At 70.5% G+C, this 24088-nt stretch carries 18 protein-coding genes and 1 pseudogene; 4 read left to right on the top strand and 15 right to left on the bottom strand.

What is annotated here, in order from left to right; genetic code table 11:
• Window positions 1–35 precede the first annotated feature (35 nt).
• Window positions 36–2726, bottom strand: a complete 2691-nt coding sequence (gene adhE, locus OG410_RS03425; protein WP_329297731.1) for a bifunctional acetaldehyde-CoA/alcohol dehydrogenase — start codon at window positions 2724–2726, stop codon at window positions 36–38.
• A 279-nt stretch (window positions 2727–3005) separates the two neighbouring features.
• Here adhE and OG410_RS03420 point away from each other — a divergent pair, with 279 nt between their 5' ends.
• Window positions 3006–3458 (top strand): flavodoxin family protein, encoded by a 453-nt coding sequence (locus OG410_RS03420; protein WP_329297730.1) that lies wholly within the window; start codon window positions 3006–3008, stop codon window positions 3456–3458.
• Between the two features lie 48 nt (window positions 3459–3506).
• On the opposite strand, the gene OG410_RS03415 is transcribed toward OG410_RS03420, so the two are convergent.
• The 3 genes from OG410_RS03415 to OG410_RS03405 all read right to left on the bottom strand — a co-directional run bounded on the left by OG410_RS03415 (window position 3507) and on the right by OG410_RS03405 (window position 7134).
• On the bottom strand, window positions 3507–5147 hold the full coding sequence (locus tag OG410_RS03415) for an FAD-dependent monooxygenase (RefSeq protein WP_329297729.1): 1641 nt from the start codon (window positions 5145–5147) through the stop codon (window positions 3507–3509).
• 131 nt (window positions 5148–5278) lie between these two features.
• On the bottom strand, window positions 5279–6457 hold the full coding sequence (locus tag OG410_RS03410; protein ID WP_329297728.1) for a PP2C family protein-serine/threonine phosphatase: 1179 nt from the start codon (window positions 6455–6457) through the stop codon (window positions 5279–5281).
• A gap of 194 nt (window positions 6458–6651) precedes the next feature.
• On the bottom strand, window positions 6652–7134 hold the full coding sequence (locus OG410_RS03405; RefSeq protein WP_329297727.1) for a hypothetical protein: 483 nt from the start codon (window positions 7132–7134) through the stop codon (window positions 6652–6654).
• A 295-nt stretch (window positions 7135–7429) separates the two neighbouring features.
• Between OG410_RS03405 and OG410_RS03400 the strand changes: the two genes are divergently transcribed.
• Window positions 7430–8077 carry a TetR/AcrR family transcriptional regulator gene (locus OG410_RS03400; protein ID WP_329304006.1) on the top strand — a complete coding sequence of 216 codons (648 nt, stop codon included), beginning with the start codon at window positions 7430–7432 and terminating at the stop codon, window positions 8075–8077.
• A 215-nt stretch (window positions 8078–8292) separates the two neighbouring features.
• Here the strand turns inward: OG410_RS03400 and OG410_RS03395 are convergent, their stop codons facing one another.
• The 7 genes from OG410_RS03395 to OG410_RS03365 all read right to left on the bottom strand — a co-directional run bounded on the left by OG410_RS03395 (window position 8293) and on the right by OG410_RS03365 (window position 16739).
• Window positions 8293–9870, bottom strand: a complete 1578-nt coding sequence (locus tag OG410_RS03395; RefSeq protein ID WP_329297726.1) for an MFS transporter — start codon at window positions 9868–9870, stop codon at window positions 8293–8295.
• Between the two features lie 314 nt (window positions 9871–10184).
• Complete coding sequence (locus OG410_RS03390; protein ID WP_329297725.1) at window positions 10185–10913, bottom strand: FAD binding domain-containing protein; 729 nt, start codon at window positions 10911–10913, stop codon at window positions 10185–10187.
• A gap of 259 nt (window positions 10914–11172) precedes the next feature.
• The gene (locus OG410_RS03385) at window positions 11173–12006 is read right to left on the bottom strand and encodes an ABC transporter ATP-binding protein (protein ID WP_329297724.1); all 834 of its coding nucleotides are present in this window, start codon (window positions 12004–12006) and stop codon (window positions 11173–11175) included.
• A 323-nt stretch (window positions 12007–12329) separates the two neighbouring features.
• Window positions 12330–13043, bottom strand: a complete 714-nt coding sequence (locus OG410_RS03380; RefSeq protein WP_329297723.1) for a hypothetical protein — start codon at window positions 13041–13043, stop codon at window positions 12330–12332.
• Window positions 13044–13312: 269 nt separating this feature from the next.
• Window positions 13313–14914 (bottom strand): TROVE domain-containing protein, encoded by a 1602-nt coding sequence (locus tag OG410_RS03375; protein ID WP_329297722.1) that lies wholly within the window; start codon window positions 14912–14914, stop codon window positions 13313–13315.
• A 584-nt stretch (window positions 14915–15498) separates the two neighbouring features.
• Entirely contained in the window at window positions 15499–16191 is a 693-nt protein-coding gene (locus OG410_RS03370; protein ID WP_329297721.1) for a metal-dependent transcriptional regulator, read from the bottom strand.
• An 8-nt stretch (window positions 16192–16199) separates the two neighbouring features.
• Entirely contained in the window at window positions 16200–16739 is a 540-nt protein-coding gene (locus OG410_RS03365; RefSeq protein ID WP_329297720.1) for a YbhB/YbcL family Raf kinase inhibitor-like protein, read from the bottom strand.
• 154 nt (window positions 16740–16893) lie between these two features.
• Here OG410_RS03365 and OG410_RS03360 point away from each other — a divergent pair, with 154 nt between their 5' ends.
• Window positions 16894–17586 (top strand): GntR family transcriptional regulator, encoded by a 693-nt coding sequence (locus OG410_RS03360; RefSeq protein ID WP_329297719.1) that lies wholly within the window; start codon window positions 16894–16896, stop codon window positions 17584–17586.
• A gap of 155 nt (window positions 17587–17741) precedes the next feature.
• Here OG410_RS03360 and OG410_RS03355 read toward each other — a convergent pair.
• The 4 genes and pseudogenes from OG410_RS03355 to katG form a co-directional block, all read right to left on the bottom strand.
• Window positions 17742–17828: pseudogene (locus OG410_RS03355) on the bottom strand (IS5/IS1182 family transposase); the annotation flags it as partial.
• A gap of 138 nt (window positions 17829–17966) precedes the next feature.
• On the bottom strand, window positions 17967–18641 hold the full coding sequence (locus tag OG410_RS03350; protein ID WP_329297718.1) for a DUF4232 domain-containing protein: 675 nt from the start codon (window positions 18639–18641) through the stop codon (window positions 17967–17969).
• 419 nt (window positions 18642–19060) lie between these two features.
• Window positions 19061–20461 carry a dihydrolipoyl dehydrogenase gene (gene lpdA / locus OG410_RS03345; protein WP_329297717.1) on the bottom strand — a complete coding sequence of 467 codons (1401 nt, stop codon included), beginning with the start codon at window positions 20459–20461 and terminating at the stop codon, window positions 19061–19063.
• A 155-nt stretch (window positions 20462–20616) separates the two neighbouring features.
• Window positions 20617–22839: a catalase/peroxidase HPI gene (katG, locus tag OG410_RS03340; protein WP_329297716.1), complete on the bottom strand. Its 2223-nt coding sequence runs from the start codon at window positions 22837–22839 to the stop codon at window positions 20617–20619.
• A 592-nt stretch (window positions 22840–23431) separates the two neighbouring features.
• Here katG and OG410_RS03335 point away from each other — a divergent pair.
• Window positions 23432–23842: a Fur family transcriptional regulator gene (locus OG410_RS03335; protein ID WP_329297715.1), complete on the top strand. Its 411-nt coding sequence runs from the start codon at window positions 23432–23434 to the stop codon at window positions 23840–23842.
• Window positions 23843–24088 lie beyond the last annotated feature (246 nt).

The following is a 24088-nucleotide window of genomic DNA, read 5'->3' as shown; positions in this document are numbered from 1 at the left end:
CTCGGTCGATCGGGGCCTTGGCGTTCGTCGGGGGCTCACACCGGGTCGCCGTAGTAGGCGCGGCGCATCAGTTCCTGCATGTCGGCCAGCATCGGCAGCCTCGGGTTGGCGGGCGCGCACTGGTCCTCGTAGGCGAACATCGCCTGTTCGGGCAGGGCGTCCAGGAACGCCGCCTCGTCGACCCCGGCGTCCTTGAACGACCGCGGGATGCCGACCTTCTCGCGCAGTTCCTCCAGCGCGTGGGCCAGGGACTCCACACCCTCCTCGGCCGTCTCGGCGGGCAGGCCCAGCATCCGGGCGATGTCCTGGTAGCGCTCGGGGGCGACGTAGTTGTGGTACTTCGGCCAGCTGGTGACCTTGGTGGGCGCCGATCCGTTGTAGCGGACCACGTGCGGCAGCAGCAGCGCGTTGGTGCGGCCGTGGGCGACGTGGAAGGTCGCGCCCAGGGTGTGCGCCATGGCGTGCACCACGCCGAGGAACGCGGAGCCGAAGGCCATGCCGGCGATCGTGCCGGCGTTGTGCATCTTTCCTCGGGCGACGGGGTCGGCCGCGCCCTCGTTGACGGCCTTCTCCAGGTTGTCGAAGATCAGCCTGATGCCCTGCAGCGCCAGTCCGTCGGTGAAGTCGTTGGCGTACACCGAGACGTAGGTCTCCAGGCAGTGGGTCAGCGCGTCGAATCCCGAGTCGGCGGCGACGCTCCTGGGCAGGTCCAGGGTCAGCGCCGGGTCGCAGATCGCCACGCTCGGGGTCAGCGCGTAGTCGGCCAGCGGGTACTTCTGGCCGGTGGCGGTGTCGGTGATCACCGCGAAGGGGGTCACCTCACTGCCGGTTCCCGAGGTGGTCGGGATGCACACCAGCCTGGCCTTCTCCCCCAGGTCGGGGAAGGTGAAGGCACGCTTGCGGATGTCGAAGAACTTCTCCTTCAGGTCGGCGAACTCCAGCTCCGGGTGCTCGTACATCAGCCACATGACCTTGGCGGCGTCCATCGGCGATCCGCCGCCGAGCGCGATGATGGTGTCCGGCTCGAAGTGGCGCATCATCTCGGCGCCCTTCTGCACGGTGTCCAGGCTCGGGTTGGGCTCGACGTTGTCGATCACCCGGATCTCGGGGATCTCGCTGCGGCGGCTCAGGACGTTACGGATCCGCTCCAGGTGCCCGATCTCCACCATCGTCTTGTCGGTGACGATGACGAACTTGCGGGAACCGCGCACATCGGCCAGGTACTTGATGGAATCGCGCTCGAAGTAGATCTTCGGCGGGATCTTGAACCACTGCATGTTGTTGTTCCGCCGCCCGATCCGCTTGATGTTGATCAGGTTGAGCGCGGTGACGTTCCCGGAGACCGAGTTGCTGCCGTACGAGCCGCAGCCCAGGGTCAGGGACGGCATGAACGCGTTGTAGACGTCACCGATCCCGCCCTGCGAGGTGGGCGCGTTCCAGATCACCCGGCAGGCCTTGACGGCATGCCCGTACTCCTCGGCGAACGCCGCGTCCTCGGTGTGGACGGCGGCCGAGTGGCCCAGACCGTTGAACTCCACCATCTCGGTGGCCAGCCGTACCCCGTCGGCCCGGCTGTCCACGGTCAGCACGGCCAGCACCGGGCAGAGCTTCTCCCGGGTCAGCGGTTCGTCGACACCGACCTCGGAGACCTCGACCAGGAGCACCGAGGTGTCCTTGGGCACCTCGAAGCCGGCGCCCTCGGCGATGGCGACCGAACTCTGCCCGACGATGTCGGCGTTCAGGTGGGCGCCCGCGCAGTCGCGTCCGCCCTGCTGCTCGGCGCCGACACCGAACAGATACGCCTCCAGCAGCGCCTTCTCGTGATCGTTGACCGTGTACGCCTTGAGTTTGCGGAACTCCGCGATCGCCTCGTCACGGATCTCCCGGTCCAGGATCACGGCCTGTTCCGAGGCGCACACCATGCCGTAGTCGTAGGTCTTGGAGAGCACCACGTCGTTGACCGCACGCCGTATCTGGGCGCTCTTCTCGATGTAGGCGGGTACGTTCCCGGCCCCGACGCCCAGCGCCGGCTTGCCGCAGCTGTAGGCGGCCCGGACCATCGCGTTCCCGCCGGTGGCCAGGATCGACGCCACTCCGGGGTGGTTCATCAGGGCGCTGGTGGCCTCCTTGGACGGCCGCTCGATCCACTGCACGCAGTGAGCCGGAGCGCCCGCCTTCACGGCTGCGTCCCGGACGATCCGGGCGGCCTCGGCGGAGCAGTTCTGCGCGGCCGGGTGGAAGCCGAAGATGATCGGGTTGCGGGTCTTCAGCGCCATCAGGGACTTGAAGATGGTGGTGGAGGTGGGGTTGGTGACGGGCGTGACGCCCGCGATCACCCCGACGGGCTCGGCGATCTCCACGATCCCGTCGATGTCGTCGCGGCGGATCACCCCGACGGTCTTCACGCCTTTCATGGAGTGCGTGATGTTCTCGCAGGCGAAGATGTTCTTGACGGCCTTGTCCTCGAAGACGCCGCGCCCGGTCTCCTCGACCGCCATCATGGCGAGTCGGGTGTGCTCGGCGAGCGCGGCCAGACTGGCCTTCTTCACTATGTGATCGATCTGTTCCTGGGTGTAGTCGGCATACTCTCCCAATGCCTCCAGGCCGCGCGCCACCAGCTCGTCCACGGCCTCTTCGACCCCAGCGGGCTGGGAACTGGAGGCTGACGCGGCGGCTGTGCCGGCCCCGGAGGTGTGCTGGCCGTCCTTCTTTCGGCGGCTGCTCATCGGATCACCCTTCGGTCGCGGTGTGCCGAAACAGCCGGGCTCCAACCGCTCCGGATTACTTCCAGCCTTGCACCGCGTGCCCGATCGTGCAGCCGGGCGGACCGCCGCCTCCCGGCCGTGCGTCACCCGTGACGGACGGTGGCGGCGCCCGGATCTCGGCCCCTGCGGCGGGGATCCGGAGGCAGGGGCGGGGAGCCGGGGTCTCCCCGTCCAAGTCGGCCGTCGGCTCGGCCCGGTGGTGCTTGCGGCGACGACGGGCGACGCGGCAGGGTGCGGGGTGTGCCCACTCTGCTGATCGTGCATCACACGCCCTCGCCCAACTGCCAGGCCATGTTCGAAGCCGTGCTCTCCGGTGCGACGGCGCCCGAGATCGAGGGCGTCCGGGTGGTGAGGCGGGCGGCGCTGGAGGCGACCGCCTCGGATGTGCTGGCCGCCGACGGCTATCTGCTCGGCACCCCGGCCAACCTCGGCTACATGTCGGGCGCGCTGAAGCATTTCTTCGACCAGGTCTACTACCCGTGCCTGGACACGACGGCCGCACGCCCCTTCGGCTATTACGTGCACGGCGGAAACGACGTCACGGGGGCGGTGCGCGGCATCGAGTCCGTGACGACGGGCCTCGGCTGGCGCCGTGCGGCCGAGGCGGTGAAGGTGACCGGCGAGCCGGGCAAGGCCGACATCGAGGCGTGCTGGGAGCTCGGCGCGACCCTCGCGGCCCAACTGATGGAATGATCCAGCCCGTTGAGGCCTGAGGCTTGAGCAATGAGGCCTCCGGTACCGCTACCGGGTGCCGGAGTCGGCCGGGGCGAAGATGCGGGCCAGGTGGGCCGTCAGCTGCGCCGCCGTCGGCGGACAGAGGCGGGCGCCGAGGTATCCGTCCGGGCGGACCACGAAGGCGGTCACCCCGGCGGAGACGCCGTACAGACGGGCGAACTCGCCGAGCGTGTCGACGTACGCCGGAGAGCCTGAGGTGTTCGTGGTGCTCCCGGCGGGCCGGATCACACAGGTGCCCACCCGCCTTCCGGAGAACTCATCCGCCACTTGGGCGAGTTGACCGCTCTGCTCGCCGTCCCCGTACACCAGCAGAACGTGCCCGCGATCGCGCAGGAGGTCGTAGAGGCGCAGCGGGAAGGTGGCGATGTGTGTCGTGAGGCCGGTGCAGTCGGGTGCCCGGTCGCCCGGCTGGGGTCCGGGGCCCTCGGAGGCCGGGCCCACGAGCGGGCTGCCGCGGTAGCCGACGAGGAGCTGTGCCTCGCGCAGCATCACGGTCCCCGGGTCCGCCGGGTCGGCCTGGACGCCCTGGGTCGCGTGGCGGACCGTGCGCTCGACGACTTCCTCCCCGACGGGCCGCCGCTCGGCGTCGTAACTCGCCGCCAGATCGTGGCGCGCGCCGCCCTCGATGGCGAGGGCGAGTTTCCAGGCCAGGTTCCAGGCGTCCTGGATACCCGTGTTCATGCCCTGGGCACCGGTCGGGGGGTGGATGTGCGCCGCGTCGCCCGCGACGAAGACCCGGCCGTCGCCGTAGCGGTCGACGATCCGGTGACTGATGCGGAAGACGGAGGACCAGCGCAGACAAGAGGCGGTCGTGGGACGGGGGGACAGCCGGTCCAGCACGGTCTGGATGTCGGAGAGCGCGGGCGCGTGTCCGCCGTCCAGGCCGTGGACGACGCCGTCGGCCGGCTCGTCGTTCCGCCCCGCCGTGGAGAGTGCGAGCGGGACCATCATCGACATCCGGTACCGGTTCCGGCCGGGCAGCGGGATGCACACCAGGATGTCGTCGACCTCGCCGTCGCCGTTCCGGTGCATGGCACGGACGCCGTAGCCCTGCGGCAGGTCCCAGTCCACCTCCACATCGCCGAGCATGTACTCCTCAGGGAACGCGCTGCCCTCGAAGGTGAGACCCAGCTTCTTGCGCACGATGCTGTGCGCGCCGTCGCAGCCCACCAGATAGCGCGTTCTGACCTCTTCCTCGGTTCCGGACGCCGACCGCAGGGCGACCGTCACACCGTCGGCGTCCTGGCTGAACGCGACCAGCTCCGTACCCCGCTCGATCCCGGTACCGAACCGTGCGAGATACGTGTCGAGGATGCGCTCGGTCTCGTACTGCGGCAGGGCGGCGAAGCCGTACGGCACCTCGGGCGGCAGGACGAGGTCGATCCGGGCCTGTTCGGTGCCGTTGACGTAGGCGAGCTGCCCGTACATCGGTACCGCCGCCTCCAGGACCGTGCGGGTGAGCCCCATGTGGTCCCAGATCTCCAGCGTGCGCGGCTGGATGCCCACCGCCTTCGCGTACGGGAGCCGAGCCGGGAGCCGGTCGACGATACGGCAGCGGACCCCGCGCCTGCGCAGCTCCGCGGCCGCGGTGAGACCCACCGGGCCCGCACCCGCCACCACGACGTCGGTTCCGAAGGTGTGGGCCACGGGAGCCTCCCTGGGTGAGCCCCCTGCGTCGAGTCGATCTCCCACCATCGTGGCCCTGCGGCGGCCGGCCTCGCGAGTCGGGCACGGGCGCGAGAAGCGTGCCGCGCCGTGTTGCCTCGGGCGCCGTGCCTTCAGAGTTGCGCGGGAGGCGGCGATCCGTCGGTGGAAATGCGGTGGTGGCCGTCCGGGGCGCGGTGCGGGAGGCGGAGGTGGTGCGCGGGGGTGCGTTCGATGACCAGGAAGGCGGCGTCGTCGCCGGGCTGGTCACCGATGTGCCGGACGAGATCGTCGTGGATCTGGCGCAGCAGGACGTCGGGACTGGAGGCGGCGAGGGTGGCCACCCGGTCGGTCAAGGGGTAGAAGGCGCCGTCCGGGGAGCGGGCCTCGATCACGCCGTCGGTGTACAGCAGCAGGAAGTCGCCGGCCTCGAAGGGGAAGGGATCGGTGTGGTGGCTGGTGGCGGGCAGCTCGCACATGCCCAGCGGGGGCACGGGATGCCGTGCGTGCAGGACGGTGACCCGGTTGTCACGCAGGAGCAGTGGCGGGGGATGACCACAGTTGATCATTTCGACCTGCGTGCCGTCGTCGGGGATGTCGAGAACGAGCGCCGTGATGAAGTGTTCGCCCGGGTCGTGCTCGGTGTCGGCCACCTCGTCCAGGTCCCGGCACACGCTCACCTCGAGGGCCGCCGTCAGTTCGGGGAGCGTGGCGTACCGGTGGGCGCCCTCGCGGAAGGCGCCCAGCACCACCGAGGCCTCGCCGATGGCGGCCAGCCCCTTGCCCCGGACGTCCCCGATGATGACGCGGGTGGACGCGCCGGCGGCCCGGGTGACCGCGAACAGGTCGCCGCCGATCTGGGTGTCGTCCTCGGCGGCCAGATACAGCCAGGCCACGCGCAGCGGACCGATCTTGCGGGGCGGGGGGCGCAGCAGCACGCGCTGCGCGGTCTCGGCGATCGAGCGCGCCCGCACCAGCTCCCGGGCGCGCCGCTCCCGTACATGACACACGAACACGACCAGGGCGGAGAGCACCACCAGAGCGATGAGCTGCGCGATGTGGTTGGTGGTGCCGAGTCCGCCGTGCAGGACGGCGATGACCACCTGGGCGGCGACGGCGAGCAAGCCGACCAGGGCCGTCAGCCCGGGGCCCGCGAGCGAGGCCGTGAGGGTCGGCGCGATGACCAGCAGGGGGCCCAGATGGACGTCGGTGGGGGAGCGGATGTCCACCACGGTGATCACGACGATCAACGCGAGCGGGATGGCCACCAGACCGCGGCCCGACGGTTGCTGCACGAGACGGTCCACTGACATGCGCCGGATACCCACATGCCCCATTTTGTACCTGTTTCTGTGGCTGTGGGGTTCCGTACGGTGTTCACCATCGGCGAGTCGACGGTGAACACCGTCGGCGAGTCCGGCGCGCGTGTCGGTTCTCGGGTGACCCCTTGGAGCGGCCTCGGGCGGGAGCCGTCAGTCAGGGACACCGGGTCGGCGAACGGCCGGCGTCAGTCCCACAGCGGGTAGCTGACCTTCTGCGCGTATCCGTCCGGGTGGTCGTGGGTGTAGGTCAGTGTCATCCGCGCGTAGTGCTGCACCTGCGGCTTCTTCTTCCACGGCTGCGGGTGGTCCAGGCGGACGATGACCGGGTACGAGTGGAACTTGCCCGCCGCGCAGTACGGCTTGCAGTCGTTCACCATGTTGACGCCGCGGGCGACCGCGGAGTTCTGGTTCCAGTGCGACCAGTGGAGCGAGACGAGGCGGCTGTTGCCGTCGCCGCAGGCCAGGATGAACTCGGCGGGGCGCACGTCCGGGTGCCAGAAGCAGTCCACGAGCACAGGGGGCGCCTGGCGCTGCTGCGTGGCGTGCGTGGCCTGCGTGGAGGACGAGGTGTGCGATGTCGCGGGGGCGGCGGAAGCGGTACCCATCACCGCTGCGAGCGACGCGGCCGCGCAGACGGTGAACGCGGTCCGGATCGAGTTTCTGCGCATATCAGCTCCATGCGGGACGCTCTGTCATGTGGCCGTCAGCGTGTCGGCTCTGCCTCGACGCTACGGCCTCGGTGTGTGATGTACCACTCATACGGATTAACGATGCCATTTCGTAAGAAGTGGCAGACATCGGTACACAGGGCGACGCATCAGAACACACCGCGACAGACGACGACGCACCGCGACACATGACGACGCACCGCGACACATGGGGACGCGCGACACAGGGGAACGCACCGCGACGCCTCCGAGCGCACCGCGACGTGTTCGGCGGCGCCCATAGAATTCGTCCGTGATGAATAAACCCGGTTCACAGCGCGGACGCAGACCGGGAAGCCCGGACACCCGGGCCGCCATCCTGGCCGTCGCGCGGCGGCGCTTCCTCGAGGACGGCTATCACGCGGTGACCCTCCGGTCCGTCGCCGGCGAGGCCGACGTCGATCTCGCCCTGATCAGCTACTACTTCGGGTCCAAGAAGGGGCTGTTCGGTGCCGCTCTGGCGCTGGGCGCCAACCCGGCCGAACTCCTCGCGCGGGTCGTGCGGGAGGGGGAGCTCAGCACGTTCCCCGAACGGGTCGTCCGTCAGGTCGTCGCCGTCTGGGACGACCCCGTGACGGGTCCGCCCCTGCTCGCGATGATGAAGACCGCGATCGACGACGACTCCCTCGGCTCGCTGGTGAAGGAGGCGCTCGAGCGCGAGATCGTCGACCGGATCGCGGGCCTCGTGCCGGGACGCGACGCCCGGCAACGTGCCGCCGCGTTCACCACCGTGGTGGCCGGGCTGATCGCCACCCGCTATCTGCTGCGGCTGGAGCCCATCGTCTCCATGACGACCGACGACCTGGTCCGTTTCATGAGCCCGCAACTGCGGCAGGCCCTGCGCGGCCCCGGTCGCCCCGAGCGGGACGCCCGGCCCGCCGGACGACCGGTGCAGCGCCCCTGATCCACCGGTCGGTCCGTTCCGTGTGGGCCGCCCCGACACACAACCACGGCCGGTGCCGCGCCCCTGATCGACCGTCCCGTTCCGTCGTGCCGGTGGGGCCCGACGCGGAGATCGGCGCGGTGCCCCCGTTCCGGTCTCCTGGTCGGGGCCCTGACGCGACGAAGACCGGCGCCTCGCACAGTGCGAGGCGCCGGTCCGGAGTTCTCTGCGGCAGTTCAGAGGTACGAGGGCTGCTCCTGCGCGGACTGCTCCCGCGCGTCGGCGGTGCCCGGAACCCCGTCGTCCTCGGCAGGGGCTTCCGGCCCCGGAGCCGAACGCAGCAGGGCCGCGACGGCGACGGCGGCGAGAACGGCGGCCGCGGCGGCGCTGAGGAGCGCCAGGTGCATGCCGTCGACGAACGCGGCCGTCGCCCGGCCGGAGACAGGGCCGCCGATGGCGTGGGCGGCGGCCAGCGAGGAGCGCGCCGCGTCCGCCACCTGCTGCGGCAGGCCGGGCAGGCTCAGGTGGTCGCGGTAGGCGGCGCTGAGCAGGCTGCCGAGGACGGCGATCCCCAGGGCGCCGCCGAGCTCGCGTGCCAGGTCGTTCATGGCCGAACCGACGTTCTGCAGCGAGCGCGGCAGCGCGTCCGTGATGGCGGTGGTGGCCGGTGTCATGGCCAGGCCCATGCCCGCACCCAGCGGTACGAGACCGGCCGCGATGATCCAGTACGGGCTGGACGCGTCGAGCCGGGAAAGAATCCCCATGCCTGCCGCGACACCGGCGAGACCGGCCACCCAGGGCCCCCGGTAGCCGAACCGGCCGACCAGCACAGGGGCGGCGCGGGAGACCGGCACCATGGTCACGGCCATGGGCAGCATCGCGGTCGCCGCCATCAAGGCACTGTCGCCCCGCACCAGCTGCAGGTACTGCATCATCACGAAGACGAACCCGAAGAACACGAAGAACTGAAGCATGATCGACAGCGAGCCCGCGGCGAAGTGGCGGTTGCGGAAGAGCCGGGGGTCGAGCAGCGGGTTCTCGCGGCGCAGCTCGAAGACGACGAACCCCGCCAGCACGACCAGGCCCAGCCCGATCCCGGCGAGCGTGACCGGGTCGGCCCACCCGCGGGTCGGCGCCTCGATGACCGAGTAGACCAGCGTGACCAGGCCCGCCACGGCGAGGACAGCGCCACCGACGTCGAGCCGGGGCTGCCGCGGTTCCGCGGACTCGGGCACGAACAGCAGCGTGCCGACCAGGGCGACCAGGGCCAGAGCGACGTTCAGCAGGAACACCGATCGCCATGACCAGCCCTCCAGCAGGGCTCCGGAGGCGAACAGACCCACCAGTGCGCCGGCTCCGGCGACCGCCGCCCAGACGCTCACCGCTCGGGCCCGCTGGGCGCGCGGGAACGTGCTGGTGATGGTCGAGAGCGTGGCGGGCATGACCAGCGCCGCCCCCACTCCGAGGACGCCCCGCAGCACGATGAGCGCCGAGGGCTCGGTGGTCAGCGAGGCGGCGGCGGATCCGGCGCCGAAGATCGCCAGTCCCGCGAGCAGGGCCCGCCTGCGGCCGAAGCGGTCGCCGAGGGCGCCGGCCGGCAGCAGCAGCGAGGCGAAGACGAGGCTGTAGGCGTCGATGATCCAGGACAACTGTGTCTGGGTCGCATGTGTCTCGCGGGCGAGATCGGGCAGCGCCACATTGAGCGACGCCATGGCGGCGACCACCGCGCCGAGGGCGACGCAGGTGACCACCAGGACCAGGTTGTGTCGTACGGCCGGCGGGGAACCGGCGGCAGGGGTGCGGGTGGAGGGCATGTGCTCCGTCCTTCGTCCGAGTGGTCCGGGAGGTTCCCGGTGCCTGGACCCAGAGTCGGGAGTCCGCCGTGAGATTTCCACGTTGATGAATTAGGGAGGCGGTCCGGCGGCCGGTGCCGGGCGGACATGCCGTTCAGGGAGCCGGAAGCCCGGGACGGCGGCCCACCGAGGACGGGCGCGCCTGCGTCTCCGTCCCCGGATCGGTACAACTGGCCGACACCTGTTGAATTCCGGGCCCCCGGGCCCTGCCGGCAGGGCCCGGGGAGAGCGCGTCTCCGTCCCCGACTTCCATGAAGGTGGGAGGACGAGAACCTCTAGCGGTCGGCGGCGCGTGCCAGCAGGTCGGTCACCTGTCGGCCGACGAGTTCCCCCGCCGAGGCCGGAAGCCGGCCGAGGGAACCGTTCCGCAGTGTGCGCAGAAGGTCCTCGGCGTCGGCGTCGCCGTGGCACTCGGCGCTCTCGCTGAACACCTCGTCCTCGGAACGGACCGCGACGCGAAGAAGGGTCCGGCCGTCGTCGACGCGGTGCAGGGCGGCGGCGACGACGAGCGGCGACGGCCCGCCCGGCTCGGCCGCGGCCTTGACGTAGTTGCTGGTGACCGGTGTGCGCCAGCGCAGGCTCAGGAGCAGATGACGCTTGGCGAGCACCTCGGCCAGATCGGTCTCGGTGACGCCCTCCGGTTCCAGGATCACCGCGCGGGCGTCCAGGACGAGGGCCGCGGGCAGCAGACAGCGCAGCGTGCTGCCGACGATGTTGCCGCCCACCGTGGCCGTCCGGCGTACGGCGCCGGTCCCCACGCCGGCGGCCGCCCGGCGCAGCACCTCCGGCACGCGGTCGTCTATGCGGCTGAGCACGACGGCCGCACCCAGGGCCTCGGGCTCGATGGTGTTGGCCTCCGGGAGCTCGCGCAGCGACATGGCCCGGTCGGGGAACCCGTCCCGCTGCCAGGTGGCCCACACCAGTGTGGCGCCGCCGATGGGCACAGCCCCTTCGGTCATGTACTCCTGTGCTTCGGACACGGACGTGGGCAGACGCAACAGCACGACAGCCGACCTGCTTTCCTGGTGACTTGGCGGCGGGGTACTCGGTGTCTTGGCGAAATCACCGTCGACGGGCGCATTTTCGCCGTACGGGCGGGGGCGTGTACAGGGCACACTCCCTCGACGGGTGCGCCCCGCCGTGCGGATGCGCTCACGCCGGGGAAGTCGCCGGGGGGCGGCCGCACGCGTTGCCCGTACTCACTGGGCGGCCATGACGCCCGTCACTTTCCTTTCCCACGCCGCGAGTTGCTTCGTACCGCTGTCAACTACCCTGGTGGGAGCCGGAATAGGCCGCCCACCGCCCGCCGTGCCGGACCACGGTGATCCGCCGCCCGAAGCAGGTGGTCATCCAGGAATCGGTCAGGGTGTCCTCCACGGTGCCCTGCGCGAGGACGCGCCCCTCGCGCAGGAGCAGGGTGTGGCTGACGGCCGGGGACAGCTCCTCCAGATGGTGGGTGACCGTCACGGTGGCCAGCTCCGGGCGGCTCTCGGCCAGCCGCTGCATGGCCTCGACGAGGTCCTCGCGGGAGGGCAGGTCCAGGGCGTTGAACGGCTCGTCGAGCAGCAGCAGGGCCGGCTCGGCCATCAGCGCCCTGGCGATCAGGACACGGGCCCGCTGCCCGCCCGAGCAGACCCCGTACGGCCGGTCGGCCAGCTCCTTGATGTCCAGCTCGGCGAGCAGTTCGTGGCCACGCCGGCGCACCTCGGCGTCGTACATCCGCCACAGCGGCTGGACCGTGCCGGTGTGGCCCGTCAGGACGACGGAGTGGGCGTCGAGGTCCTGCGGTACGCGCTGGGCCGTACTCACATGGCCGATACGGGCGCGCAGCTCGCGCACGTCGACCCGGCCGAGCCGGCAGCCGAGAACCTCGACGCTTCCCGTCGTCGGATGCATCAGCGCGCCCAGCAGCCGCAGCAGGGTCGTCTTGCCCGCGCCGTTGGCTCCGAGCAGGGCCCAGTGCTCACCGGTCCGTACCGTCCAGCCGATGTCCGAGAGGATCACCTGGCCGCTGGTATGACGGTGGACGCTCACGTCGCGGAGCGCCACCACCGCGCCCGTGCCACTGACGTCCGGCTCGGTCGGCATCTCGGTCATGTCGGCTCCCCTCGATCGGTCGGCGCACCTCGCACAGTAGATGCGCTGAGCATCTTGTTGCCCGTGTGTCCGCTTGGTGGACGGCGGTGAGGCACGTGGGGGCAGGGCCGAGCGCCGGCCTTCCGGCGATGGCGGCTCACGACCGCTTCAGGATGTCGACGGCGCGGCCCAGTTGGAGGAGAAACCGCCGCCGGGATCGCGGCGGTCACCGGCCGGCGCGGCTGACCATGCGTCACCCTCCGCCATTCGCGGGCCACTTCACGCTCGCCGACTCCGCGAGCCGATCGATGCGCACCACCCGACTCTCGGTGTCGCCATGCTCGCTATCGTCCGGGCAGGTCAGGTGAGCCGAACACGGTGGTCCAGCGACGGGCGAGCACCGCGTTTTCCGTGGGCGAGAGCAGCTCGGGGGCACCGAGCGCCAGCGCGGCTGCGTACGCCGCACCGAAGGCCCGCAGCCAGGCCGGATCGCTGAGCACCTCGACGTCGACCTCCTCATCCGGACCGAACAAATGCGGGCCCACCCGGCGAGCGGCCTCAGCGACTACCTCGTGGAGAGTCGTCAGGGCGCATCCGACCGGAGAAAGAGTGTGGTGGCCTCGCGACCAGCGAGACCACAGTGTTCGTATCAGAGGCTCTTCGCCTTCGTCCGACAGCGCGGCAAGGGCGTCGGCCTGGGCGCCGGTCAGCGTTCGCGTCCGGGCGATCACCCATTCCACGGCGTCCCCGTGAGGTCCGGCGATCAGCCATGCGGGCACCTGCTCCATGACCGTGAAGGCCCGGCAGGGCACCCACCTGTGGCCGTACAGCGGCCGCATCGGTTCGAGATCGGCCACGCGCCACAGGCTGGACGGCCACTGCCGGACATCGGCGGCGATCTCGTTCACCATCAGTCCCTCGTCGCCGAGCGGCTGTCGCACGGGACGGCGCTCACGAGCAGCGAACAGCTTGTCGGGAACGAAGGACACGCGCGCACCGGGCACAGGCTCCGGCTCGCCGTAGAAATGTTCGGCGTCATGGAAGGCGAAGAAGGGCACGCCGCCACAGTACGTACCCCGAGGCAACGGCCGTCCTCGATTTACGGAGCGTCGAGTCGGAGCCGCCGGCCACGCTCCGCCCTGGTGGAGCCAGTGCTCATCGTGCCCTCCACACACCGGGGAGAGACGCCGATGCCGATGAGGAAGCCGACCCCGGCGGACCCGTTCCTGGAGCTGCTCGGATCGAAGCCCGGCGGCCGGCCATCCCGCGTGCCGCGCCGCAGCCGGTGGCGCACCCGATCCACCGGCTTGCGGGGTGACCGTACGGATCACGCCGGTTCGGCGGTCCACGGCCACGCGGCCTCGCGGCCGGCCTCGATGAGGCCGACCATCCGGAACGCGGCGTCCGTGAGGCCGCCGAAGGTGTGCCGGTGGGGGCCCGTCGGTCCGTGGGCGGGCCGGTATCCGGCAAGGTTCCAGGTGTAGACCGGGATGTCGAGCGGTACCGGCTGGGCCGGGTCCCCGGGGCAGCGGCAGGGGGCGGCCTGCTCGTCGGTGACGATCAGGACCCGGTCGTGCCCCCGGTAATGGGTCCGCACCGCCTCCGCGGTGTGGGTGCCGCCCATATCGTGGAACCGTTTCAGCACCTCGAGCACCGGCTCGCCCGCCTCGAACGGCACCTGCGCGCTGCTCGAGCCGAACTCCACCAGATCCGCCTGCTCGGCGCGCATGGCCAGCGCGGTGCCGAACACGGCCGCCGCGTCCGCGTGGGTCAGCTTGGACCGCTCGGAGACGGTGCCGTAGAACATCGAGCCGGACCGGTCCACCAGGATCAGGGTCCGGCCGGGCAGCGGCGGTACGTTGGCCAGGGAGTGGGTCAGTGCCTGTTCCAGTGCGGCCGCCCAGCGCTGCGACGGTGCGTGCTGGTGGGCGGCCAGGTAGCGGAAGGGGAACTGCCGGGACCGTGCCACCTCGGAGGCGTTCGAGAGACGGGCGGCGACCTGGGCCGCGACGTCGTCCGAGACTCCCGCCTCGTCGAAGTTCCGCAGGTTCCGCAGGAGCGCCATCGGCGCCATCGTGGGGATCATGGCTTCCCAGACAGCTGCGTCCATCGGCCCGTGGAGCCAACCCGCCAGCACCTCCCACGTCATGCCTGCCGCGGCCAGCCGCTCGGAGCCGCCCGGCCCGGTCACCAAGGCGCGCCGCTCGTCCGCAGGCGCTTCCATCAGGGTCCGGTGGGCGGTCAGCAGACGGTCGGAGAACGGCGGAACCGCCTGTTCCGGGTGGTGGCGGCGGTCCAGGGCGTACCGGAAGAGCGCACCCTGCCAGGGCTTGTCCGGGTCGGGGGAGGCGTGCACCAGGTTGAGTACGTCGCCGAAGCGCAGACCCTTGGACGCGGTGTCGTACTTGAGCAGGGACCGAGACGTGTACAGACGGCGTACGCCGTCGGCGATGCCGCGCTTCACCGGCTGCGGCACGTTCCGCCCGTACGCCGAGATCCAGTGGGCGAGCAGTTCGCCGGGTTCGTCGGCGCGCTGGAGCACCGAGTCGATCACGGACCGGTTGGACGGGCCCCCGGACTCCCCGGCCCCGAGCCGGGCCCGCACGTACGCGGCGGCGCCCACCAGGGACGCCGTGCGCATGTTGCCCTCGCCGCGAAGCCAGCGCAGCAGGCCGGCCGTCCACTCGGGGTCCTGGAGCGCGAGTTCACCGACGAGGCGGGCGTACCGGTCGTCCCGCTCCGCACCGCTCTCGTAAAAGGTGCGCTGGGAGACGAAGTTGCCGACCGCGAGCAGGAAGAGTTCCTCGCGGGGTTCCCGGACGAAGGCCTGGCCGCCCTCGTAGGTGCGGAAGTCCGGCGTGCACTCGTGACCGAGCCGTGGTGGGGACAGGGTGCGGGCGGTGGCCGAGATGTGCGGGGCCACGAGCATCTCGGACCAGATCTTGGAGACGCGTGGGGTGTGACGAGGCAGCGAATCCCCCCGGATTCAAAGGACTTGGACGGCCCCGGCCAAAAGGCCGACGGGGCGAAGACGCCCCGACGGGGCGAACACGCCCGCGCCTGCCGAGATCAAAGGTGGCGGCGGCGTCACTTGGTTTTCGGAAGGAAGTAGCCGCAGCCGAGCGCATCGGAAGGCGCGGTCGCGATCCCAACGTACAAGCGCCATCGGGTCGCACGCCAGCGATTTAGTACTCCGGCAGCGTTGCGCTGTCCGGCCTGGTCAGAGGCGTTGTCGGGAGTGTGGTTGGCCGATGGCGGGTCAGGGGTGGTGTTGGCCGACCGCCCTTCCGGCGAGCGGATCGAGAACTGTCCGGGCTGCGATCCGGGCAACCTCCCGGCGTGATCGACGACCTCGTGGACACGGCCTGGGAGAACCGGCCAACCGTCACACGCGGGGCGAGCTCGTGCGCACCTTCCGCTGAATCAACGGGGACGGCCCTCGAACACGATCGTGGTCGAGGGCCGTCCCCGTTCCTGCACGGGCCACGGCAACGGGCCGGCGCCCGGCTGGGCTCAGCGTTCGGCCACGAAGATGTGCGCGGCGGCCTGCGTGGGGAGTTCGGCGGCTTCCCCGCCGCTGCCGACCGTCACGCCGCAGGGCGACGACGTCACGCTCACGACCGCGCCGGGCCGCACCCCGGCGCGCCGCAGGCTGTACATCAGCTGGAGGTCGGTCTGGATCAACTCCCTGATGCGCCGTACGACCGCGCTCGTGCCGTTCGGACCGGGCTGAAGGTCGCTGAGGCTGACCATGTCCTCGTCGGGGAACGGATCCACGGTGTTCTTCTCGCCCAGCTCCTCCAGGCCCGGGATCGGGTTGCCGTACGGCGACTCGGCCGGATGGCGCAGCAGCTCGAGCACACGCCGCTCCACGGCCTCGCTCATCACGTGCTCCCAGCGGCACGCCTCGGCGTGCACCTGCTCCCACGCCAGGCCGATCACGTCGACGAGCAGGCACTCCGCGAGCCGGTGCTTGCGCATCACGCGCGTGGCGATCCGCCGGCCCTCCTCCGCCAGTTCCAGTTGCCGGTCCTCGGCGACGTGCAGGAGACCGTCGCGCTCCATGCGTGCCACCGTCTGGCTGACGGTCGGCCCGCTCTGGTCGAGACGTTCGGCGATACGGGCGCGCATGGGGATCACACCTTCCTCCTCCAGCTCGAGGATGGTGCGGAGATACATCTCCGTGGTGTCGATGAGTCGGGGCATGCTGCCCCTCAGGCGGGGGTTTCGGCGGTGGCGGTCAGGACTGCGCGGCCGAGGACATGACCGGCCATGGTGAAGCCGAGGACGGCCGGGGTGGCGTCGGCCGCGACGCCGATGGAGGCGACGTCGAGGGCGTGCACCACGGTGAAGTAGCGGTGCGGGCCGTGCCCGGCCGGCGGGGCGGCGCCGATGAAGCGGGCTGCGCGGGCGTCGTTGGGCAGCTGGAAGGCACCCTCGGGCAGGCCCGAGCCGGTGTCGTCGCCGGCGCCCTCGGGCAGCTCGGTGACGGTGGCGGGGATGTCGGCGACCGCCCAGTGCCAGAAACCGGATCCGGTAGGGGCATCGGGGTCGTAGAGAGTGACGGCGTAGCTCTTGGTGTCTTCCGGGGCGCCGCTCCAGGACAGCTGCGGGGAGACGTCCTTTCCGCCGGGGACGCCGAAGATGCCGGAGAGCTGCTCGGGCGACCAGGCGGCGCCGTCGGTGAGGGTGGTGCTGGTGACGGTGAAGGAGGCCGCCTCGGGGAGGCGGGCGAACGGGTCGTTGCTGCTCATCGCGTCGTTCCTTTCGTGCCGTACTGAGGGGTGGTGATGCGGCCGGCGGAGGGTTGACAGCGTCGCGTAGAGGTATCGCCGTCGTCTTCGGCAACCATTGGATCGACGATAACACTAATAATCGATTATTTTCTGGATCGTCTACGCTGACGGCATGACCCAGACGGCCCACACCTCGAACTCGCCGGGGAAGCAGATGCTCTCCGAGCAGGTCTACGCGCACCTGCGGGACGCGATCATGCGCGGCACCTACGCTCCCGGCGACGCCCTCAAACCGCAGGACCTCGCCAAGGAACAGGGCGTGAGCCTGGCCGTCGTGCGCGAGGCGCTCGTGCGGGTGGTCGGTGAGGGTCTCGCCGACCGGCTGCCCAACCGCGGTTTCGCAGTCCCGTCCTTCTCGGACCGCCGCTGGCAGGAGATCGCGGAAGCCCGCCGGACCATCGAACCAGTCATGTTGCGTATGTCCATCGAGCGCGGTGACGTCGACTGGGAGGCCCGCGTACGAGCCGCGCACCACCGTCTGGTCCGCACCCCGGCGTACGTGCCGGAGGAGGGCGAGTACTACAGCGCCGCATGGTCCGAAGTCCACAGGGCGTTCCATCGCACCCTGCTGGAGGGCTGCGGCAACCCCGTCCTGCTGGAGACCTTCGACCGTCTGTGGACCGCGAGCGAGCTGGCTCGCCGCTGGTCGGCGCACCGCAACCCCGACCGGGACGGCGCCGACGAACACCGCCGGTTGGAAGAGGCGGCGCTGGCCCGCGACACCGACACCGCGGCCGGCCTGCTGGCCGAGCACCTCACCCTGACCGCGGGCGTACTGACCGGCTGCGCCCCCTCGAACCCGTGAAGGAAGCCTGATACGCCTCGCCGCCCCGGCCTGAAGGGTGGTGCACAAGGCCTGGTGCGTCGTCGTCCGCGCGGCGATTCGGCAGAGCCGTGCTGCTCCTTCTCATGAGCGCACGTCCTCGACGGTGCCCACGGCGACGTATGTCAGGCGGGCCCACGCTGGTGCGGTGGGAGCTTGCGGCGGCGGTCACCCTCACTGGTGACGATGAGCACGGTGGCCCACTCGACCAGGGCGTGGGGCAGGTCGCGTGCGGCTGAATTCGGAACCGACGAGGCTCCTGAGCCTGGGGGCTGAGTCTTCGATCACCTCCCCGGCGGCACAGGAGCCTCGTGCGTTGCGGGCGTCGAGCCCGTCCCCGTCAGTGGCCACGCTGAAAGAGCTCAGTAGGTCAGCGCGTCCTCGGCGGTACCGAAGAAGCTGGTGACCTGGCTGTCGTTGACCGTGATGGGGCCACCCTTGACCGGAACGGTCATCGGGCTCTCGGAAGCGGTGAGTGCCACCTCCACCTTGTCGGCGCTCTTGCCACCCGCGGTGTCGGCGCGCGAGAACATGATCCCGGCATACGCGCTCTCGCCGGGCTTCAGAATCCAGTCCTTGCCTTCGGGTCCCATGTGCCCGGCGGCGCCGTCGAGCCCCGGGATCGTGATCACCAGCTCGTTCGCCGACAGCAGACAGGGGTCGCTGCCCTTGTTGCCGGCGGTCAGCAAGGCGTGGTTGACAGGCCTGGACGCGACGGTGACGTTGTAGGTGAGGTCGGCGGTCTCGCACATGCCGACACCTCCGTCCTGGTCGTCGTCGGCCGCGGGCTTCGCCGACGACGGCGGGGTGCTGGGGCTGTCGGAGGACTTCCCGCTGCCGCCGCCACCGTCCCCCGGGTCGGCCGACGAGGGCGTGTCGGTGGCCTCGTCCGTACCCGTAGCGGAAGGGCTCGCGTGCGTGCCCGGGGTGGCCGCGTCGTTCTCAGCGTCACCGTTGCATGCGGTCAGGGCCAGGATGCCGATCGACAGAGCGGCGAGTGCGGCGGTGGTACGGCGTGAACGAACTGTGTGAGCCATGAGAAGTCCCCCGGGATTCGGAATGTCCCGGTGATCATGCCTCATGGGAGCGGTGCTGCCGCCTGATCGCACCGAGCGGGTGCGGTCTTCGAACAGGTTCGTGACATTGTGACGGTGGCCGTGGCGAGGGAGTGCTGAGGGATGGTGACACCCACCGGCGGCGATCTGGTGCTCACCCGGCCGAAGACTCGGACGCCATTTCGGTTGGCGTGATCCTGCGGCAGCCCGGCGGCGCCATCGAACGATCTTCGCGTGACCGCGGCCGGTCGGCCGGGCCGTGGAGCATGGCCCGTAGCCCACCGCAGGCCCAAAGTCCCGGAGAAGTCCAAGTCCCAGAGACGCTGCCGCACCCCTTCCTGGCTCGCTGCGCTGCGCAGCGCTGCGCTGCAGGTCGGAAGGAGTGCGGCGGCATTCACCCGTCACATATTGATCATGTGACCGGCCAGCCCGTGTACGGCCTCCTTGACCGCCTCGCCGAGCGTCGGGTGCCCGTGCACATTGCGCGCGACCTCGTGGACCGTCAGGTCCCACTGCTGAGCGAGCGTCAACTCCGGCAGCAGTTCAGTGACTTCGGGGCCGATCAGATGGGCGCCGAGGAGTTCGCCGTAGCGCGCGTCGCTGAGGATCTTGACGAATCCCGCCGTCTCGCCCAGGCCGTGGGCCTTTCCGTTCGCCGTGAACGGGAACTTCGCCACCTTGACGTCGAAGCCCCTCTCGCGTGCCTGCGCCTCTGTCCAGCCGAAACTGGCGATCTGCGGCTGGCAGTAGGTCGCCCGCGGGATCATGACGTAGTCGAGTTCCATGGTCTCGGCGTCGGCGATCGTCTCCGCGGCGACGATGCCCATCGACTCGGCGGCGTGGGCCAGCATCAGCTTCGCCGTCACGTCTCCGATGGCGTAGATGTGCGGCACGCTCGTACGGCACCGGCCGTCGATGTCGATCGCACCGCGGTCGGTGAGCTTCACCCCGGTGTTCTCCAGCCCGTAGCCCTGCACACGCGGCTGGAACCCGATCGCCTGGAGCACCTTGCCGGCTTCCAGCGTCTGCCGCTGGCCGCCCGTGGTCACCATGACCTTGACCCTGTCCCCGGAGTCGTCGATCGCCTCGACACGGGTGGAGGTCAGCACATTGACGCCGAGCCGCTTGTAGCGGCGGGCCAGTTCGGCGGAGACCTCCTCGTCCTCCAACGGGACGATCCGGTCGAGGAATTCGACGAGGGTGACCTGGACGCCGTAGTTGTGGAGCACGTAGGCGAACTCCACGCCGATGGCGCCGGCACCCGCGATGACGATGCTGTCCGGGAGGGTGTCCGACAGGATCTGCTCCTCGTACGTCACCACACGCTCGCTCAGTGAGGTTCCGGGGAGCAGCTTGGTGGTCGCGCCGGCGGCGACGATGCAGTTGCCGAAGGTGACCGTCTCCGTGCCGCCGTCGGCCAGGGCGACGTCGAGCGTGTGGTCGTCGCGGAAGGTGCCACGGCCGCTGTACTGGGTGATCTTGTTCTTCTTCATCAGGTAGTGGACGCCCTTGACGCGTCCGTCCGCCACCTTGCGACTGCGGGTGAAGGCCGCTCCGTAGTCGAAGCTGACCTCCCCGTTCACCTGGATACCGAAGGTCTTGGCCTCCTGGGTGAAGATGTGGGCGAGCTCCGCGTTGCGCAGCAGCGCCTTCGACGGGATGCACCCCACGTTGAGACACACACCGCCCCAGTACTTCTCCTCGATGATCGCCGTGCTGAGTCCGAGCTGGGCGGCCCGGATCGCCGCGACATATCCTCCCGGGCCGGCGCCCAGGACCACCACGTCAAAGTGTGAGCTCATGACCTTCAGCCTAGAACGCCACCGCCCCCGGCGGCGCGACGGGCGCGGCCTGGAACACCGCGGCCTCTCACGCAGGGGAACGCGTACGGGCCGGCCCCCGTGGGGACCGGCCCGTACGTCAGGCCGTGTCGGGCGGCGTCAGGCGCCGCCCGACCTCAGACGAGGTCGAACCGGTCCAGGTTCATGACCTTGTCCCAGGCGGCGACGAAGTCCTTGACGAACTTGGCCCGGGCGTCGTCGCTCGCGTAGACCTCGGCGAGCGCGCGCAGTTCGGAGTTCGAGCCGAAGACGAGGTCGGCACGCGTGCCGGTCCACTTGACCTCGCCGGTGGCGTCGTCGCGGCCCTCGAAGGTGGTCGCGTCCTCCGACGTCGCCTTCCACGTCGTGCCCAGGTCGAGCAGGTTGACGAAGAAGTCGTTGGTGAGCTGTCCGGGGGTCGCGGTGAGGACACCGTGCGAGGACTGCCCGTGGTTCGCGCCCAGGGCACGCAGGCCGCCGACGAGGACGGTGAGTTCCGGCGCGCTCAGGGTCAGCAGGTTCGCCCGGTCGAGCAGCAGGTACTCGGCCGGCAGCCGGTTGCCCTTCCCGAGGTAGTTGCGGAAGCCGTCCGAGGCCGGCTCCAGCGCGGCGAAGGACTCCGCGTCGGTCTGCTCGTCCGTCGCGTCCACACGGCCCGGGGTGAAGGGCACCTGGACGTCGTGACCGGCGTCCTTGGCGGCCTTCTCGACCGCGGCGACGCCGCCGAGGACGATCAGGTCGGCCAGCGAGACGTGCTTGTCACCGGAGTTGAAGTCACGCTGGACACCCTCCAGCGTGCGCAGCACCGTCGCCAGGGTGTCGGGGTCGTTGGCCTCCCAGCCGCGCTGCGGCTCCAGACGGATGCGGCCGCCGTTGGCACCGCCGCGCTTGTCGCTGCCGCGGAACGTCGAGGCCGACGCCCATGCGGTGAAGACGAGCTGCGCGACCGTCAGGTCCGAGCCGAGGATCTTCGCCTTGAGGGCGCTGATGTCGTCGGCTCCGATGACCTCGCCCTGCGCCTCCGGCAGCGGGTCCTGCCACAGCAGCGTCTCCTCCGGGACCTCGGGGCCGAGGTAGAGGGACTTCGGGCCCATGTCACGGTGGGTCAGCTTGTACCAGGCCCGCGCGAAGGCGTCCGCGAACTCGGCGGGGTTCTCGTGGAAGCGGCGCGAGATCGGACCGTAGATCGGGTCGACGCGCAGCGACAGGTCCGTCGTGAGCATCGAGGGGGCGATCTTCTTGGCCGGGTCGTGCGCGGCCGGGACGGTGCCCTCGCCGGCGCCGTCCTTCGGCTTCCACTGGTTGGCGCCCGCGGGGCTCTGGGTCAGCTCCCACTCGTAGCCGAAGAGGTTGTCGAAGAAGCCGTTGCTCCACTGGGTGGGCGTGGTGGTCCAGGTGACCTCCAGGCCGGAGGTGATGGCGTCGGCGCCCTTTCCGGTGCCGTAGGTGCTCTTCCAGCCCAGGCCCTGCGACTCGATCGGGGCGGCCTCGGGGTCGTCGCCGACGCTCTCCGCCGGGCCGGCGCCGTGGGTCTTGCCGAAGGTGTGACCGCCCGCGATCAGGGCGACGGTCTCCTCGTCGTTCATCGCCATCCGGCGGAACGTCTCACGGATGTCGCGGGCCGCGGCGATCGGGTCCGGGTTGCCGTTCGGGCCCTCGGGGTTGACGTAGATGAGGCCCATCTGGACGGCGCCGAGCGGGTTCTCCAGCTCGCGGTCGCCGGTGTAGCGCTGGTCGTCGAGCCAGACGCTCTCGGGACCCCAGTACACGTCCTCCTCGGACTCCCAGACGTCCTCGCGGCCGCCGGCGAAGCCGAAGGTGTCGAAGCCCATCTGCTCCAGGGCGACGTTGCCGGCGAGGATCATGAGGTCGGCCCAGGAGAGGTTCTGGCCGTACTTCTTCTTGACGGGCCACAGCAGACGGCGGGCCTTGTCCAGGTTGCCGTTGTCCGGCCAGCTGTTGAGGGGGGCGAAGCGCTGCTGACCGGCACCGGCGCCGCCGCGGCCGTCGCTGATGCGGTAGGTGCCCGCGCTGTGCCACGCCATACGGATCATGAAGGGGCCGTAGTTGCCGAAGTCGGCGGGCCACCAGTCCTGCGAGGTCGTGAGCACCTCGGCGATGTCCTGCTTCACCGCGGCGAGGTCGAGGGCCTCGAAGGCCGCCGCGTAGTCGAAGTCCTCACCGAGCGGGTTGGCCACGGCCGGGTTCTTGGCGAGGATCTTCAGGTTGAGGCGCTCCGGCCACCACTGTCGGTTTCCGCCGCCCTGGGTCGGGTGCGGAGCGCGGTCGTGTGCGACAGGGCAGCCGCCCGCGGCCTCGGTTTTCGCGTCGGTGACGATCGCGTCGTGGTTCTCAGACATGGGAATCCTTCCGGATGGGCCGATCTCGGTGCTCAGCGACTGCGGGTGGGGGGAGCGGCCGGGACGGGGCCCCGGCGGCCGGCCCCGGGACCGTCGACGGAGCCGACGGGGAGGCCGTTCTTTTCGGACGATAACGCGCAAAGGGGGCAACCAGCCGCGTGGTCGGGAGCGGGGACGCCGTACACGGCTCGCGCCGGACCGGCTGGGCCGGTCCGATACGGGGTACGCATCCCGCCACGGCGGGCGGACGGAGGGCTGTGTGCGGCGTACGGGCAGGTGCGGCGCCGGGTCGCCCGTCCCGGCGGCGATCGCGCCGTCGCCGAGGGGGTCCCGGGGTCCGGGAGGGTTCCGGGCTGCGTGTCACGGCGGCCGTCACTCGCAGGCCGGCGCCGCGTGGTTCCGCGGCGGTGGTCCCGACATCTGTGTCTCTCCTGCTCGTACCGAAGTCTTCTTGTCCCTTGGCCAGTGCCAAAAACGATCCTACAATGGACAGAGTCCAAGTCAAGAAGAACACCAGACCCATATTCGATCGGACCCAGGATGCGCACCGATAAACTGCGGGTTCCCACCGATCCTGAAAAGGTGAACCGATATGAGTGACCTGCTGGAGCGACTGCGAGGACGTGGCTGGCGGATGACTTCCCAGCGGCGCGTCGTTGCGGAGGTCCTCGACGGTGATCATGTGCATCTCACGGCCGACGAGGTGCATGCCCGTGCGGCCGAACGGCTGCCCGAGATCTCCCGGGCGACCGTCTACAACGCGCTGGGGGAGCTGGTCTCGCTCGGCGAGGTCATCGAGGTCTCCACCGACGGCCGCGCCAAGCGCTACGACCCCAACGCGCACCGGCCGCACCAGCATCTGGTGTGCTCCGCCTGCGGCACCGTCCGTGACGTCCACCCGGCCGGCGACCCGCTGGCCGACCTTCCGGCGACGGAACGATTCGGGTTCACCGTGGCCGCCGTGGAGGTCACCTATCGGGGGTTGTGCCCTTCGTGCGTCTAGCATCCGCCCGGATCCCGGCAGACGGCAGACGGCAGAGCGGACAGCCGACGGCGGACGGCGGTCGCCGAGGCGGACGCTCGACGGCGGCCGGTCGGCGGACTCGCCAGCGGTGATCCTTTCGGCGGCCTGCCCTGTGGCGGGCCACCCGTGCGGCCTAGGCTTCCGCCGTGAACAGCACCCAGAGGGACATCTCACGGTCGATACGGATCCGGCCGGGCGGCCCGGCCGACGCACCGGCCATTCTGG

The organism is Streptomyces sp. NBC_00659 (assembly GCF_036226925.1).
Lineage (GTDB): Bacteria > Actinomycetota > Actinomycetes > Streptomycetales > Streptomycetaceae > Streptomyces.
This window is presented reverse-complemented; position numbering and strand designations above follow the sequence as displayed.

Coding starts and splice junctions, on each gene's coding strand:
- adhE (WP_329297731.1), bottom strand. CDS start 2,726: ATGAGCAGCCGCCGAAAGAAGGACGGCCAGCACACCTCCGGGGCCGGC.
- OG410_RS03410 (WP_329297728.1), bottom strand. CDS start 6,457: ATGTCAGTGGACCGTCTCGTGCAGCAACCGTCGGGCCGCGGTCTGGTG.
- OG410_RS03405 (WP_329297727.1), bottom strand. CDS start 7,134: ATGCGCAGAAACTCGATCCGGACCGCGTTCACCGTCTGCGCGGCCGCG.
- OG410_RS03400 (WP_329304006.1), top strand. CDS start 7,430: ATGAATAAACCCGGTTCACAGCGCGGACGCAGACCGGGAAGCCCGGAC.
- OG410_RS03395 (WP_329297726.1), bottom strand. CDS start 9,870: ATGCCCTCCACCCGCACCCCTGCCGCCGGTTCCCCGCCGGCCGTACGA.
- OG410_RS03385 (WP_329297724.1), bottom strand. CDS start 12,006: ATGACCGAGATGCCGACCGAGCCGGACGTCAGTGGCACGGGCGCGGTG.
- OG410_RS03375 (WP_329297722.1), bottom strand. CDS start 14,914: ATGCTCGTGGCCCCGCACATCTCGGCCACCGCCCGCACCCTGTCCCCA.
- OG410_RS03370 (WP_329297721.1), bottom strand. CDS start 16,191: ATGCCCCGACTCATCGACACCACGGAGATGTATCTCCGCACCATCCTC.
- OG410_RS03365 (WP_329297720.1), bottom strand. CDS start 16,739: ATGAGCAGCAACGACCCGTTCGCCCGCCTCCCCGAGGCGGCCTCCTTC.
- OG410_RS03360 (WP_329297719.1), top strand. CDS start 16,894: ATGACCCAGACGGCCCACACCTCGAACTCGCCGGGGAAGCAGATGCTC.
- OG410_RS03350 (WP_329297718.1), bottom strand. CDS start 18,641: ATGGCTCACACAGTTCGTTCACGCCGTACCACCGCCGCACTCGCCGCT.
- lpdA (WP_329297717.1), bottom strand. CDS start 20,461: ATGAGCTCACACTTTGACGTGGTGGTCCTGGGCGCCGGCCCGGGAGGA.
- katG (WP_329297716.1), bottom strand. CDS start 22,839: ATGTCTGAGAACCACGACGCGATCGTCACCGACGCGAAAACCGAGGCC.
- OG410_RS03335 (WP_329297715.1), top strand. CDS start 23,432: ATGAGTGACCTGCTGGAGCGACTGCGAGGACGTGGCTGGCGGATGACT.